The following is a 14550-nucleotide window of genomic DNA, read 5'->3' on the forward strand; positions in this document are numbered from 1 at the left end:
CGGCGCCCCTCCGGCTGCACCGTGCGCCCCGCCGGCCGGGCGGGGCGCACGGACGCACACGCCGGTCAGCCGGCGTGTGCGTCCGCGTGCACGACCTCGAACTCCTCCAGGCCGACCACCGACACCTGGACCTTCGCCGCGCCCGCCTGCCGGGCCGCCGCCTGGCCCGCGCGGGAGGCCGCGAGGGAGTGGTGGTCGGTGAAGAGGGTGCCGGCCAGACCGTGGCCGCGCTCCCGGTCCAGGAACAGGGCCGCCCTGGCCAGGCCGGGCAGCGCTTCGAGCCGGGGCACCACGCTCGTGTGGAACGCGTCGGCGAGCAGGTCCGCGTCCGCCGGGTCGAATTCCAGCCGGATCAGGTGCAGCCCCCCGTGGCCGGTGGGGTGCGGGAGGACATGGAAGACCGCGACCTCGTAGTTCTCCACGGCGACTGTTCCCGCGAAGGGTGCCAGCAGTGAGGTCCGCCGCTCGCTCATGACCTCGTCGCTGTTGTGCCGGGCCTCCTCGGACTCCCACCAGCTGACCGTGAGCAGTTTGCCGAGGTTCCGGTCGACGAAGACGCCGGCGCCCCGGTAGCCGGGCCGCTCCTCGAGCAGGTCGCGCCCCTCGGAGTTGAGGGCCCGGATCGCCGTGTCGAGTTCGGCCGGATCGCCGGTCGCATACACCGTGCGAACGAACATGGGGCCTTGCCTCTCGGTCGGTGACCACGCAGGGGGCCGGACACTTCCGGAACAACCCCCGCATCCAGTCTTGCCCGGCTCTCAGATCACCGCAATGCGCACCGGCTTCACTCCACGGCCACGCAGGGCTTGACGGGAACATGTCGTCAGGGCCACCGTGTACGCACCCGGTAAGGAAACTTTCCTAACAGAAGGGTCCCCTCACAGTGCGTATTCGAACACTGACCCTCGCCGCGGCCTCCGGGGCCGCCCTGCTCGCCGCGGGAGTCCTTCCCGCGAACGCCTCCGCGACCTCGCCGGCGACGGCGGCCCCCAAGTCCCCGCAGGAGGGCTCGGTCAGCGCGGCCGACCTGCTCGCCAAGGTGCAGTCCTGTTCGCAGATCTCCAGCGGCAAGTACAAGACCGACGACGAGACCTCGGCCACGATCCCCGTGTGCGGCAAGAACGGCGCGGTGTTCTGGAAGGCCGACATGGACATCGACTGCGACGGCCAGCGCACCACCAACTGCAACGAGGACCGCGACCCCTGGTACCAGGACGACACGGCCTTCCACCAGTCCGACGGCAAGCCGCTGAAGGCCGAGACCCTGCCGTACGTCGTCGTCCCCAGCTCCAGCAGCATCTGGAACTACTCCGGTGCCGGCATCAAGGGCGGCGGTGTGGTCGCCGTCGTCTACGGCAACAAGGTGGAGTACGCCGTCGTCGGCGACACCGGGCCCACGAAGATCATCGGCGAGGCGTCGTACGCCACCGCCAAGGCGCTCGGCATCGACCCCGACCCGGAGACCGGCGGCACCGACTCGGGCGTGACGTACATCCTGTTCAAGAACTCCAAGGTCTCCCCGATCGAGAACCATGGCGCGGCCGTCACCCTCGGGGATCAGCTGGCCAGGCAGTTCATCGCGAACAACTGATCACCCCGCGCAGTGAGACCGGCCCGGCCGACCTGGTCCCGGGAGTGCTGGACGCGAGCGGTGCGGGGTGCGCGGGTGAGCGTGCATGCGCGGCCGGGCCGAGGCCGAGGGCGCCGTGTGCCCGTCGGGGCACCGGGTCAGACCGGACGCACCGCCGTGTGCACGGTGTAGGCACCCAGCATGAACACGTCCGGCCGGCGGTGCACGCTCGCCGCGTCGGACGGGTCGAGCAGGCGGTCGAGGGTGGCCCGGTCCTCCGGGTCGAGGGCCTCGCCGAAGCCGTCGCGCAGTCGGGACAGGGTGTCGGCCACGTAGGAACGGGCGCGCTCGCTCGCGGGGCCGGGCAGGTCGAGCAGGAAGCTGCGCGAGCGTGCGTGCCGCAGGCCGGCGGAGGTCAGCAGGGCGGCCCAGTCCTCGACCTCGGCGACGGAGCCGGGCAGGTCGGCCCGCATCCGGGCGAACCACTCCTCCTGCAGCGCGTCGAGCCGCGCCTGCAGTCCGGGGCGGCCGATGCCGATGTCCCGGGGCAGGAAGCGGGAGGGCAGTCCGCCTTCGAGGAGGGCCAGGGTGCCGCCCGGGGCGAGCCGCCCGGCGAACGCGGCGAGCGCGGCTCGCTGGTCGCCCAGGTGGTGCAGGCTGCGGCTGGCCCACAGCAGGTCGGCCGGGTACTCCAGCTCGCCGAGCACGTCCGGAAGTTCGCCGGCGAGGGTGTCGAAGCGGTCGGCGACCCCGAGACGGGCGGCCCGGGCGCCGGCGTGCCGGAGCAGCGGCTCGGTGCTGTCGACGGCGACCACCCGGGCCCCCGGGAAGACCTCGGCGAACAGGCACGAGACCACGCCGGGGCCGCTCCCCGCGTCCACGATCAGCCCCGGCTCGGTGACCTCCTGCGCGAGCCACGCCATGGCCCGCTGGTAGACGGGGGTGAACAGCTCCGCCTGGGCCTCCAGCCGCGGGCCCATCTCGTTCCAGTCGATGTCGGCGCCCTGACCATGCCCGTGCCCGAGCCCCTGCCCCTGCCCCTGCCCCTGCCCCTGGCCGTGCCCGTTCCGGTGCCCGGTGTGCAGGTGTCCGGTGTCGTGGTGCTCGCTGTCGTGCGCCATGGTGGTCAGCCTCTCGTCCGGATGCGGTCAGCCTGCGACGCCACACCGTCACGGGGCAAATCGCGTTGCCGGTACGGCAAAACCCGGCTGCCGGAAACCCCGGATGCGGGGCGCTCCCTCGAACGCCGGCGATGTGCGCGCGGCCCCGCTTCCCGGCACAGCCGCCGCCCACGGCGCCGTACGAGCGGGACCGTCCGGACGGGGTGCACTCACCGGTGGAGCGCGCGATCCGCCGGGGCCGGGCCGGTGCGGCCTGGCCCCGGCGGACGTTCACCCGCTCACGACAGCGGCGGGTAGGCGTTCCGCGTCAGCTGCTGGAACTGAGCGGAGAACCAGTGCCCGGCCAGCGGCGAGCCGGGCAGCGCGCCGGTGGGGTTGTTGCCGTTGCGGGCGTTGCCGCCGTAGGTGGGGTCGCACATGCGGTCGAAGCCCTTGCCCTCGCCGTTGTCGATGGCGGAGCCGGCTCCGTCCGACTCCCCCGGCGGCTTCACCCACACATAGGCGTCGATCCCGGCCGCCGGGGCCGCGGCCGGCCGTTCGCCGAGGCCGGCGCCGCTCTGGTTGCACCAGTTGCCCGCGTGGATACGCCGGTCGACGCGGCCTCCGTCGACGTAGGCGTCGACGGAGGTCGGCGGGCCGGCCTCGGTGGGCCGGGCGGAGCCGCCCCAGCCGTTGCGGGAGGTGTCGATCAGCATGCCGGTACCGGAGTCGAACCCGGCCGCCACGAGCTTGTCCCGCAGCGTCTGGGCGTAGGACTGCTCGTCCACGTACTGGTTCCAGTCCACCCACTTCGACTGGCGCACCGTCTGCCCGTTCACGCTGTCGGTGACCTTGAGGTAGGGCTCCGTGGTCGGGCTGTAGTTGGCCGTGTTGACGATGAAGCCGGCCACGTCGTCCACGCCGGCGCCGTTGGTGGTGGCGACCTTGTGGAACTCCTGGACGGCGGGGCCGAGGTTGGTGTCCCAGCCGAGCCAGCCGTGGTGGGCGGCGTCGATGTAGTTGTAGACGTTGGCGAGGGCGCCCAGCTTGCCGAGGGCGTAGCTCACGCCCTTCTCGTAGTTGCCGTTGGCCTTCATGGTCACGCAGGCGTCGGTGGTGGTGCTGGTGCCGCCGGCGTTGGTGACCAGGTTGGGCAGCGAGTCCGGCTCGATGACGGTGGCGATGCGCAGGCCCGCGTACTTGGCGTCGGACAGGACGGCTGCGATCGGGTCGATGTACCGCGTCTTGTAGGTGTCGAGGTCGTTCGGCCCCAGTTCGCCGTTGGAGGCGAGGGCGGCGCAGTCACGGCCGGGAAGGTCGTAGACGACCAGCTGGACGACCAGCTCGCCGGAGCCCTTCTGCCTCAGGGCCTCGTCCAGGTGCGCCCGCAGGCCCATGCCGCCGGCCACCCCGTCGACGGCGGCGATCCGGTCGAGCCAGACCGCGGTGGGCTGGCCGGCGATACGGCTGCCGCCCGGCTCGGCGGCCGCCCTGGCCGACCACTCCGGGTTCACGTAGACCTTGGCACCGGCGTAGGGGTTGCCGACCCGGCCTCCGGCACCGCCCCCGCCGTCTCCGCCACCGGTACCGCCACCGGTGTCCCCACCACCCGTACCGCCACCGGTGTCCCCACCACCCGTACCGCCACCGGTGTCGCCGCCGCCCGTGCCACCGCCGGTGCCACCGCTGCCGTCGCCGACGTCGCAGGTGACGCCGTCGAGCGTGAACGTGGCCGGGAGTGGATTGCTGCCGCTGTAGGTGCCGTTGAAGCCGAAGCCGACGGTGCCGCCGGTCGGGAGCGTGCCGTTGTAGGTCTCGTTGGCCGCGGTGACCGCGGTACCGCTCTGACTGATCCTCGCGTTCCAGCCACCGGTGACCTTCTGATTGCCGCCGTACGACCACTTCAGCGACCAACTCGACTTGGCCGGACCGTTGTTGCCGACCGTCACGGCGATGGTGAAGCCGGTGTCCCACTGGTTCTGGATCTTGTAGTCGACGCTGCACGGGGCCGCCGCGGCCGCGACGCCGGCCGGCGCGATGAGCAGGGTGGCGCCCGTCGTGCCGGCGAGCAGTGCCAGGGCGGCGAGCAGTGATGTTCGGGTGCGACTCATGAGTGCGGGTTCCTTCGGTGTCGTGTGGGTCTACGGGTTGAGGGCGCGCAGGTGGTCGCGCAGTCCGATGCCGTACGCGGTGGGTGTGCCGTCGTACGAGGAGATGAGGGCCGGCCCGGAGGAGCAGTCCCAGGTGTTCCAGGTCCAGCCCAGGTAGGACAGGCGCCGGTCGTCGAACCACTTCATGACCCGGTCGGCGAAACCGTGCGAGCAGGTGTTCTCACCGATCTCCCCGGCGACCAGCGGCACCTGGGCGGCCACCGGGGCGAGGGTGGTGTCCCAGCAGCTCTCGCCGGCGCAGGCGTTGAAGTTGTAGACGTGGAAGGCGGCGGCGAGATTGCCGGCCGGATCGGACGGCCTGTACGCATTCCACCGGCTGAGGTCGTTCGCGTACGCGAGCCCGCCGGCCATGACGACGTTCCGGGCGCCGGCCCCGCGCACGGCGTCGACGAGGTCCTGCATGCCGGCGACCTCGTAGGAGATCCCGGGGCAGGGGCCCCCGTCGCGCCAGCACTTCCAGGCGTCCGCGGCGCCGGCCATCGCCCGGTCCGGGTACGGCTCGTTGAACAGGTCGAACACGGCCGCCGGGTCGTCCTTGAAGGTGCTCGCCACCGACGCCCAGAACGAGGGCGCGTAAGCCATGTCGGGCATCGGCTTCTGGCAGGTGGCGTACACGTCGGAGCAGCCGGCCGAGTTTCCGGTGTACTGGCCGTGGGTCCAGTGCAGTTCGATGATCGGGGTCATGCCGTGGGCCTCGATCCGGGCCACCAGTTCCCTGACCGCGGTGATGTAGTGGGCACCGGCGTACTCGGGCCTGATGTGGGAAAGGCCCAGCCAGCACTCCTCGTTGAGCGGGACGCGGACCGCGTCGGCCCGCCAGCCCGCGATCGCCTCGACGGCGGCGTCGTCGACCGGCCCGTCGAAGATGCCGTGCCCCTGAACACACATGAACTCGCCGCCGGAGCGGTTGACGCCGAGGAGGCGGCGGGGTGTGCCGGCGCCGTCCACCAGAGTGCTGCCGAGGACGTGCAGGGCGGGAGCGGTACCGCCGGACGGCGGCGGATCGGTGGGCGGGGGCGTCGTCGGGCCGGAATCTTCGTTGCAGGTGGTGCCGTTGAGCCTGAACACGGTCGGAGCGGTGCCGCCGCCCGGCCGGGAGGCGAGGAAACCGACGCTGACGCTCGCGCCGGTGCCGAGCGATCCGTTCCAGCTCTCGCCGTCGGCCGTCACGGTGGTGCCGGACTGGGACCAACGGCCGTTCCAGCCCTGGGTGATCCGCTGTCCGTCGGCGAAGTCGAAGGTGAGCTGCCAACCGTTCAGGGAGGCCCGGTTGTTGGTGATCCGCACCGATCCCTGGAAGCCGCCGTCCCACTGGCCGGTGACGGAGTACTCCACCGTGCAGGCGGGCGTGACGCCCTGGGCCGAGACCACCGGGACGAGAACGCTCGCGACGAGCGCGACCGCACCGGCGGCGGCTGAAAGTACTGAACGCGGGGGGTGTCGCATGAGCGACTCCTTACAGCTGGGCGCGCCGCGACCGGCGCGCCGACTGAATGGAACCGCTCCCACTGGTGCGATGGAAGGTAGCGCCAAGTCGCCCGGATGCCCAGGGAGTTGCGCGACTTTTCGGCGCCCGGGCCGGTCGAATCATTTCGACTCCTCAAGCGCCTTGACCGCTCTCCCCCTCGTCCGCACTATGGGAGCGCTCCCACTGGTTCAGGACCTGACACCCCGCACAAGAGGAGAGGAGGGATCCGCGGTACCCGGCGCCGGCCCTCGGCGGCCCGGCACCACCGCCGTCGTTCCGTCGCGGTCTCGGACGCCCTCGTTCCGTCGCGGTCTCGGACGCCGTCGCTCCGGCGCGGCGGCGCGGGAGCGGGCACCGGCTATCCGGTCGGGGGCTTGCGGTAGGCGCGCAGGCTGAAGGACGGGTCGGCGCGCGGGCGGTCCTGGTCCGGGAGCCGGGCCAGCCGTGTGGCGAACTCCTCCGTGCGCGGATCGCCGGGCGGCAGCGCGGTGAACCAGCCGCGGCGCAGGTCGTCGATGGTGGCTCGGGGGCTGCGGCCCTGTCCCACGCCGCGGAAGGAGGTGTGGCCCGCGGGCAGCAGCCCGTGCCGGGTGGCGTGCGCGGTGACCGTGGCCGCGGTGTCCGCGGCGGGGCGGCGCGGACGGGAGGCGAGGACGGCGTCGATGTCGCTGCCGACGTCGTGTGACGCCGCCTTGTCGACGGTGGTGACGTAGACCCCGCCGGGCCGCAGCACCCTGGCACACTCGGCGACCACGGCGGCGACGTCTCCGGGGTCGTCCATCAGGTGCAGCAGCCAGACGGTGGTGACCGCGTCGGCGATGCCGGTGTGGAACGGCAGCCGGCGGCCGTCGGCGCGCACGACACCGCCGGGCAGCCGGGCCGCGGCCATGCGGGCCATGGCCGGGGTGAGGTCGGCGCCCGTCACCCGTAGCCCGGGGCGCGCGCCGGCGAGCCGCAGGGTGACGATGCCGGTGCCGCAGGCGATGTCGAGAAGGCGGCCCAGCGTTTCGGGCAACAGGGTGAGGACGGCCTGCGCGGCCGTGCCGGCGCGGGCTTCACCGCCCCGGGAGGCGTCGTAGCGGGCGGCTTCCTTGTCGTAGTCGAGCACACCGCTCAGTGTGCGCCGTGGCCTGGGGCGATGTCCTCGATCCTGCGGGCCAGAGCGAAATCCTTCGCGGTGAGGACGCCGCCCGCGCTGTGGGTGTGCACGCCGAGGGAGACGGTGTTGTAGCCGAGGGTGAGGTCCGAGTGGTGGTCCAGCTCGTCCTGGATGCCGGCGATGTGCACGACCAGCGCCGCCGCCGCGAAGTGCGAGCCGAGCCGGTAGGAGCGGGTGAGCCGGTCCCCGTCCGCCGACCAGCCAGGCAGCTCCGCCAGCCGGTCCTCGATCTCCTTCTGGGACAGCGGTTCGACGGCCATGGCCCTGTCTCCCTTCACGGCGGTGCGGCCCGGGTCTGCGGGTACGTGACCAGCCTGCCACGGCACGGGCGTTGTGCACGCCCCCCGCGCCGCGGCGGCATCCGCCCGGAAACGGCTCGCGGCGGCATCCGCCCGGAAAGGGCTCGTTGCCGCGTGTGCTCCTCGACTAGGGTCGTCGGCATGACCATGGCCACCTCCGGTGTCTCCGGGCCCGCCGCCGGCACCGGCAAGGGTGCCGGCCCGCTGCTGCGCGCCTGGCGGGAGCGGCGCCGGATCTCGCAGCTGGAGTTGGCGCTGCGGGCCGACTCCTCCGCCCGGCACATCAGCTTCATCGAGACCGGCCGGTCGCGGCCGAGCGAGGAGATGGTGCTGCGGCTCGCCGAGCATCTGCAGGTGCCGGTCCGTGAGCGCAACGCCCTGCTGCTGGCGGCCGGTCACGCCCCGCACTTCCCGGAGACCCCGCTGGACGACCCGGCGCTGGACGCGCTGCGCGACGGCATGGAGCGCCTCATCCAGGGCTACGAGCCGTACCCCGCGCTCGTGGTCGACGCCTGCTACACGGTCCTCGCGGCCAATCGGGGCATCGCGATGCTCCTGGAGGGCGTGCCGGAGGAGCTGTTGGCACCCGCGCCGAACGCGATGCGGCTGACCCTGCATCCGCGGGGGCTGGCGCCGCGCATCCGGAATCTGCGGGAGTGGCGGGGGCATCTGCTGGCGCAGATGGAGCGGGAGATCGCCCTGCACCGCTCCGACCGGCTCCGTGCGCTGTACGAGGAGGTCTCTGCCTATCCGGTGCCCGAGGACCCGCCGGGCGCGGAACCGGACGAGCCCGTCCCGTACTTCGCGCTGCCGATGCGGATCGAGCACGAGGGCCACATCCTGTCCTTCGTGTCGTCGATCTCCACCTTCAACACGCCGATGGACGTCACGGTGGCCGAGATCGCCATCGAGACGTTCCTGCCGGCGGACCGGGCGACGGCCAAGTACCTGCACACCTTGGTGGGTTGATCCCCCGGTGCGCGTGGCCCGGCCGCCTCGGCCGGGTGTGCGATTCGGCGTCGCATGACAGACTGCCCGCATGCTTCGGCGCGTAGGGGAGGGCGTGGCGTGAGTGAGCGGCGGACTGCGCCCACCGTGGGCCAGGTGGTGCTCGGCAAGCGGCTGCAGGAGCTGCGCGAGGCGGCCGGGCTGAGCCGCGAGTCGGCCGCCCGGGTGCTGCGGGTGGCGTCGGCGACCGTGCGGCGCATGGAGATGGCCGAGGTCTCGCTCAAGATCCCGTACGTGCAGGTGCTGCTGTCCACCTACGGCGTGGCCGCGGAGGAGGCGGCCGCGTTCGTGCGGCTGGCCGAGGAGGCGAACCAGCCGGGCTGGTGGCAGCGGTACCACGACGTACTGCCCGACTGGTTCAGCCTGTACGTCAGCCTGGAGGGGGCCGCCCGGGTCATCCGGTCCTATGAGCCGCACTTCGTGCCGGGGCTGCTGCAGACGGAGGATTACGCGCGGGCGGTGCTGGAGGCCGGCACCATCGGGCAGACCGAGCCGAGATCCGTCGAGCGGCATGTGTCGCTGCGGATGGAGCGGCAGCGGCTGCTGGAGCGCCACGATCCGCCGCACCTGTGGGTGATCATGGACGAGACGGTGCTCAGGCGTCCGGTGAGCGTACGGTCCGAGGTGCTGCGCGACCAGCTGGACCGGCTGCTGGAGTACGCGGAACGGGACCGGGTCACGCTGCAGATCGCCGAGTTCGCGGCCGGCCCGCACCCGGGGACGTACGCTCCGTTCACGCTGTTCCGGTTCGCCGAGCCGGAGTTGCCGGACATGGTGTTCACCGAATACCTGACGGGCGCGCTCTACCTGGACTCGCGCCGGGAGGTCTCCGCTCATCTGGAGGTGCTGGACCACATGACGGCCCGGGCGGCCTCCGCCACCCGCACGAAGAAGCTGCTGCGGGAGTACCGCGAACAGCTCTGAGCCCGGTTCGGGATTCGGGGGGGAGCACGGTCGACGGTGACGAACCGGGCCGGGCTTCCCCGGGAGTGGCGCGAACGGCTGCGGCCCGGTCCGCCGGCACCCCCGACGCACCCTCCCGGTGACCCGTACGGGTCTGTGAACGGGTGCGCTCCCGCCCTCGCCCCTAGGTTCGGAGCAGGGGGTGAGCCGAGGGAGCGCACGTGACCGACACGCATATACCGCCCGGGGAGCCCGGCGCGGCACTGCCGGCCGCAGGACGGTGCTTCCGGCCCGGCACGCCCGCGCCCGACCTGCACAGCGTGTCGCCGGCGGGCGGACGGGAGGCGGGCGCCTCCTACCGGGACCGGTGGAGCCACGACAAGGTCGTGCACTCCACGCCCGGGGTGAACCGCGTACCGGCTGCCGGCGATCGCCAAGTACGAGGACCGGTACGTCATCCCGAGGGCCGTTGTCGGGGACGCCCGCCGGCTGGAGGAGTCGGCACCGCCCGAGGGGTGCAGCCTCGAACACGACGGCCGGCCCGGCATGGGCGGCGACGGTCCGTTCGGCCAGGACTCCGGCGGCCGCAGGAACCTGCCGCTGGTGTCCGTCGAGAACTTCCACCTGCTGCGCCGGCGGCAGACGTCCGACGACGCGAAGGAGGCGTGATGCCCTCGGACGCGGTGCTGTACCAGGCGGCGGCCCTGTGCCTGACCTACCCGGACGACGACTTCGTCGCCCGGCTGCCGCTGCTGCGCCAAGCCGCCCCGCAGCTGCGGGCGTTCACCGACCACGCGGCACTGATCCCGCTGCAGGAGCTGGCCGCGCACTATGTGCAGGTCTTCGACTTCAAGAACCGGCACAGCCTGTACCTGAGCTGGTGGCACGACGGCGACACCCGGCGGCGCGGGGTGTCCCTGGTCCGGTTCAAGGAGGTCTACCGCAAGCACGGCCTGGAGTTCAGCGGCGAGGAACTTCCGGACTTCCTCCCGGCCGTACTGGAGTTCACCGCGCGGACCGGCGACACCACGCTGCTGACCGACCACCGCGCCGGGCTGGAGCAGCTGCGTGCCCGGTTGGCCGACAACGGCACACCGTACGCCGGCGTGCTGGAGGCGGTGTGTGTGACACTGCCGGCCGCCGGCACCGAGGTGCGTCCATGACCACACTGCTGTGGGGTGCGCTGCCCTGCGTCGCCTTCGCCCTGCCGGTGGCCGGCCTCGTCTGTCGCTACCGCTACGACGAGTACGGCTGGACCACGCGCTCGTCGCAGCGCGGTTGGCCACGGCGCTGCCGCGCCCCCCGGCGGGGACGCGGCAGCCGGCACGGGCGGGCGTCAGGCCAGCTCGGCCGTCAGGGTGATGGTCGTCCCGGTCAGGGCCTGGCTGACCGGGCAGTTCTTCTTGGCGTCCTCGGCGGCGGAGGCGAAGGCCGCCGCGTCCAGGCCGGGCACCTCGCCGCGCACGGTGAGGTGGATGCCGGTGATGCCCTCGCCCGGCTGGAAGGTGACGTCGGCCTTGGTCTCCAGCCGGGTGGGCGGGGTGCCGGCACCGGCCAGGCCGTGCGAGAGGGCCATGGAGAAGCAGCTGGAGTGGGCGGCCGCGATCAGCTCCTCGGGGCTGGTCTTGCCGTTCGCCTGCTCGGCGCGCGACGGCCACGACACCGGCTGCTCGCCGATGCCGGAGGAGTCGAAGGTGACGACGCCGCTGCCCTCGATCAGGTTGCCTTGCCAGACGGTGTGCGCGGTGCGCGTGGTGGCCACGGTGGTTCCTTTCGCGTGGGGTCCCGTTACCGGGATCTCTTCCGCCATCCGATCACATCCGGGCTCATCGCACTCTGAAGACCGGGCCACGCGGGGTGAACGGGAGACGGCCTCCCCGCGGGATGGGGCAGGCGTGCCCCCGCCGTACCCGCGGCGCCTCGCACCAGCCGTCGGCGATGACCAGCACGGGGGCGGTGGGCGGGAAGTCCTTGGCCCGGTGCAGCAGGTCGATGCCGGGCTGCAGGACCGTACCGCCGCGCCCGTGCACCCGTACCCGGCCGCCGGTCCCGGTCACCGGCAGACAGCCGGCGTCGTGCGGGGCGGCGCCGTGCGGGGCGGTGTCGTGCGGGGCGGTGTCGCAGGGCAACCCGCCTTCTCAAGCGGCCCGTTCCTCCGGCACGTCCGTGGTGAGCGGTACTTGTGGCCCGTCCAGCTCGCCCAGCCAGCGGCGCAGTACGTGGTGGACCCGCTCGGCGCCGGCCAGGTGCTCGCCCTCCTCGACGGGTGCGGACAGCTCCAGCGGGGAGAGCAGGAACGGGCGGGACTGGTCGCCGCCGAGGCCGCCGTGGGAGCCGATCTGCTCCTCGAAGGCGAGGACTTCGCCGTCTGCGGGGTCGTGGGCGGAGTTCACCATGATGTCCGCGGTGTGCGGGAAGGAGTGCGTGCGGCGGACGGCGTCGGCGGCGCCGGGGCCGAAGCCGGCCAGCGGGCCGGGCCGCTCGTCGAGGTCGGCCAGCGGTATCTCGGCGCCGTGCGCGCCCAGTACCAGGCCGCCGTGCTCCTCGCTGCGCACCAGCAGGAACCCGATACCGGGATGGTTGGCGAGGGTGCTGAGCAGGGCCGGGTGGCGGGCGTCGATCTCCTCCTTGGTCATGCGGTGCGGCACGTCCGGGAAGGAGACCAGGCCGAGGTTGCCGGAGGCCAGCACGACCGGCTCCGAGCCGCGCGCGGGGCGGTGGTGCCCGCCCCTCTCCTCCACGGGCCGGCGCAGGGCCGCACGGACGGCGGCGCGGGCCTCGGTGCCGCTGCGTGTGCGCTCGGCGCGGCGCGGGACGTGCAGTCCGCAGCCGGCCCGGACGAGGTCGCCGAGGGGGAGGCCGTAGCGGGAGCGGAAGGTCTCGCCGGGGCTCTGGCCGTGGTCGGAGAGGACGACGATCCGGTAGGGGCGCGGGGCGTGTTCGGCGACCCGGTGGATCAGGGCCAGGGACCGGTCGAGGCGCTCCAGCACCTTCTCGGCGTCCCGGCTGCGCGGCCCGGAGTGGTGGGCGACCTCGTCGTAGGCGACGAGGTCGGCGTAGACGGCGGCGCGGCCGGCGAGCATGTCGCCCATCACCGCGGCGACGACGACGTCCCGCTCGACGACGGTGGCGAAGGCGCGGACGAGCGGGTAGAGGCCGCCCCGGCCGACGCGGGGGCGCTGCCGGCGGATTCGGGCACGGGTGGACTGACCGATCTCGCGGCCCACCTCGGCGACGAAGGACAGGGCGGTGCGGACGGCGCCCGCGGGATCGCAGAAGTAGGCGAAGTACCCGGCGCGGGAACGGTTCTCCCGGCCCCGGCGGCGGGCGGCTATGGACAGGACGAGAGCCTGTTCACCGGCGCCGCCGCTGAAGAGGTTGCCCCGGCTGGCGCCGTCGACGGCGAGCAGCCCGCCGTCGCCGGTGCGCAGTATGGCGCGGTGCTGCAGCTCGGCGGCGCTCGTCGGCCGGTTGCAGACCATCACCTCCCCGCGTTCCTTCTCGTACCACCGGAAGGCCGGCACGTCGAAGTTGCTGCCGTGCAGGATGCCGAGCTGGCTGGCGCCGGTCTGGCTGGACCAGTCGGTACGCCAGGACGTGAGCCGGTGGGTCGGCTGTGACGGGGCCAGCCAGCCGGCCACCGTCGGCATCAGGCCCTTGCGGACCGCGTCCACGAGGACGTCGTGGCCCACGCCGTCGAGCTGGACGCAGACCAGGCCGGGGGCGGTCGGGCAGGGCGGCCGGCCCCGGCTGCCACGGGTGGCCAGCCGGTGCAGGCGGCGCCGGTAGGTCTCGTCGTCGCGTACGGCGAGGGCCGCACCGGTGGCCGAGGCGACGGCGGACATCACCGCGGCCACGATGACGGCGGTCTCCGGGGCGGCCTCACCGTGGCCGGAGGGGTTGATGCGCAGGGCGAGCAGGAGCAGGGAGCCGTTGAGGAAGAAGACCAGCAGGCCGAGTACCAGGGCGGGTACGAGCAGCAGCAGCCGGACCAGGAGGGGCCAGACGACGGCCGAGAGCAGGCCGAAGGCGCCGGCGCCGAAGGCGGCGGTGACGGCGATCCGGGTGGCGCTGTCTCCGTCGGCGGACTGGAGCTGGAAGTCGGGCAGGAGCGCGGCGAGGGCCAGCATGGTGACCGTGGAGACCGCCCAAACCGCGATGCTCCGACCGATCTGACTGGCGATCCGCCGCCACCGCACGCCTCGCACGCCCCGCACACCTCACGTCCCGGCCCCGCTCCGACCGGGCCGGGGTCCACCTTGTCATACCGGACGGGGCCAGCTCGCCGCCGTACCGGACGGGGCCCGCTCACCGCCGTACCGGACGGGGCCCGCTCGCCGCCGTACCGGACGGGGCCAGCTCGCCGTATCGGACGGGGCCCGCTCGCGCCGGTCGTCGGAGATAGCGTCCGCCGTACCCGGCCGTCGAGGTCCGTCGTACCCGGGCCGTCGGGCTCAGCGTCCGTCGTACCCGGCCGTCGGCATGGACAGGCGCCGGTGCACGCGTGCCTTCATCTGGGCGTCGTACGACGGCTCGGCCCGCCCCACCGTCTCTACGCCCACCCCCCGGCGCCGGCATTCGGCGGTGAACTCCTCCACCGAGGACAGGGCCCGCTCGAGCACGCGCACACTGGGCGCGACGAACACGTCCACCCCGGGCCGCACCCCGTCCCACAGGGCGCAATGGTCGAAACGCAGACCGCCGACGAGAAGTTCCCGGGCGACCACGTACCCGTGCTCCGCCGCCCAGCGCGCGCACATCGCGTGCTGACTGCGGGAGTCCACCAGAAAGGGGTCGGCCTCCAGCTCCTCCAGAGGTGTCAGGCTCGCGATGGCGGTCACCCGCACCGGCATGATCGCTCCGAAGGCACCC

General features: G+C 73.1%; 13 protein-coding genes and 3 pseudogenes. 6 read left to right on the plus strand and 10 right to left on the minus strand.

Annotation, left to right across the window (positions count from 1 at the left end; all coding sequences use genetic code 11):
* Positions 1 to 65 precede the first annotated feature (65 nt).
* Complete coding sequence (locus ACGFT2_RS05595) at positions 66 to 677, minus strand: hypothetical protein (RefSeq protein ID WP_393273748.1); 612 nt, start codon at positions 675 to 677, stop codon at positions 66 to 68.
* 206 nt (positions 678 to 883) lie between these two features.
* On the opposite strand from ACGFT2_RS05595, the gene ACGFT2_RS05600 reads away from it, so the two are divergent.
* Positions 884 to 1591 carry a glycoside hydrolase family 75 protein gene (locus tag ACGFT2_RS05600; protein ID WP_393273750.1) on the plus strand — a complete coding sequence of 236 codons (708 nt, stop codon included), beginning with the start codon at positions 884 to 886 and terminating at the stop codon, positions 1589 to 1591.
* 137 nt (positions 1592 to 1728) lie between these two features.
* On the opposite strand, the gene ACGFT2_RS05605 is transcribed toward ACGFT2_RS05600, so the two are convergent.
* From ACGFT2_RS05605 to ACGFT2_RS05625, 5 genes are all read right to left on the minus strand, one after another.
* Complete coding sequence (locus ACGFT2_RS05605) at positions 1729 to 2691, minus strand: class I SAM-dependent methyltransferase (RefSeq protein ID WP_393273752.1); 963 nt, start codon at positions 2689 to 2691, stop codon at positions 1729 to 1731.
* A gap of 278 nt (positions 2692 to 2969) precedes the next feature.
* The gene (locus tag ACGFT2_RS05610) at positions 2970 to 4781 is read right to left on the minus strand and encodes a glycoside hydrolase family 6 protein (protein ID WP_393273754.1); all 1812 of its coding nucleotides are present in this window, start codon (positions 4779 to 4781) and stop codon (positions 2970 to 2972) included.
* 30 nt (positions 4782 to 4811) lie between these two features.
* Positions 4812 to 6287 (minus strand): cellulose binding domain-containing protein, encoded by a 1476-nt coding sequence (locus ACGFT2_RS05615; RefSeq protein WP_393273756.1) that lies wholly within the window; start codon positions 6285 to 6287, stop codon positions 4812 to 4814.
* A gap of 380 nt (positions 6288 to 6667) precedes the next feature.
* Positions 6668 to 7417, minus strand: a complete 750-nt coding sequence (locus tag ACGFT2_RS05620; protein ID WP_393273758.1) for a class I SAM-dependent methyltransferase — start codon at positions 7415 to 7417, stop codon at positions 6668 to 6670.
* Between the two features lie 5 nt (positions 7418 to 7422).
* Positions 7423 to 7728: a 4a-hydroxytetrahydrobiopterin dehydratase gene (locus ACGFT2_RS05625; protein ID WP_393273760.1), complete on the minus strand. Its 306-nt coding sequence runs from the start codon at positions 7726 to 7728 to the stop codon at positions 7423 to 7425.
* A 180-nt stretch (positions 7729 to 7908) separates the two neighbouring features.
* On the opposite strand from ACGFT2_RS05625, the gene ACGFT2_RS05630 reads away from it, so the two are divergent.
* From ACGFT2_RS05630 to ACGFT2_RS05650, 5 genes and pseudogenes are all read left to right on the plus strand, one after another.
* Positions 7909 to 8736, plus strand: a complete 828-nt coding sequence (locus ACGFT2_RS05630) for a helix-turn-helix domain-containing protein (protein WP_393273762.1) — start codon at positions 7909 to 7911, stop codon at positions 8734 to 8736.
* 99 nt (positions 8737 to 8835) lie between these two features.
* Entirely contained in the window at positions 8836 to 9699 is an 864-nt protein-coding gene (locus ACGFT2_RS05635) for a helix-turn-helix domain-containing protein (RefSeq protein ID WP_393273764.1), read from the plus strand.
* 393 nt (positions 9700 to 10092) lie between these two features.
* Positions 10093 to 10347, plus strand: a pseudogene (narY, locus tag ACGFT2_RS05640) (nitrate reductase subunit beta); the annotation flags it as partial.
* Positions 10347 to 10841: a nitrate reductase molybdenum cofactor assembly chaperone gene (narJ, locus tag ACGFT2_RS05645; protein WP_393273766.1), complete on the plus strand. Its 495-nt coding sequence runs from the start codon at positions 10347 to 10349 to the stop codon at positions 10839 to 10841. The pseudogene narY and the gene narJ, both read left to right, overlap by 1 nt.
* A pseudogene (locus ACGFT2_RS05650) lies at positions 10838 to 10939 on the plus strand (respiratory nitrate reductase subunit gamma); the annotation flags it as partial. The gene narJ and the pseudogene ACGFT2_RS05650, both read left to right, overlap by 4 nt.
* 75 nt (positions 10940 to 11014) lie before the next feature.
* Here the strand turns inward: ACGFT2_RS05650 and ACGFT2_RS05655 are convergent.
* The 4 genes and pseudogenes from ACGFT2_RS05655 to ACGFT2_RS05670 all read right to left on the minus strand — a co-directional run bounded on the left by ACGFT2_RS05655 (position 11015) and on the right by ACGFT2_RS05670 (position 14534).
* Positions 11015 to 11440: an OsmC family protein gene (locus ACGFT2_RS05655; protein WP_393273768.1), complete on the minus strand. Its 426-nt coding sequence runs from the start codon at positions 11438 to 11440 to the stop codon at positions 11015 to 11017.
* 64 nt (positions 11441 to 11504) lie between these two features.
* A pseudogene (locus ACGFT2_RS05660) lies at positions 11505 to 11765 on the minus strand (hypothetical protein); the annotation flags it as partial.
* A 51-nt stretch (positions 11766 to 11816) separates the two neighbouring features.
* Complete coding sequence (locus ACGFT2_RS05665) at positions 11817 to 13886, minus strand: phage holin family protein (RefSeq protein ID WP_393273770.1); 2070 nt, start codon at positions 13884 to 13886, stop codon at positions 11817 to 11819.
* 246 nt (positions 13887 to 14132) lie between these two features.
* Positions 14133 to 14534, minus strand: a complete 402-nt coding sequence (locus ACGFT2_RS05670; RefSeq protein ID WP_393273904.1) for a hypothetical protein — start codon at positions 14532 to 14534, stop codon at positions 14133 to 14135.
* Between the last annotated feature and the right edge of the window lie 16 nt (positions 14535 to 14550).

The sequence above is a fragment of the Streptomyces sp. NPDC048514 genome (genome assembly GCF_043199955.1).
Classification (GTDB): domain Bacteria; phylum Actinomycetota; class Actinomycetes; order Streptomycetales; family Streptomycetaceae; genus Streptomyces.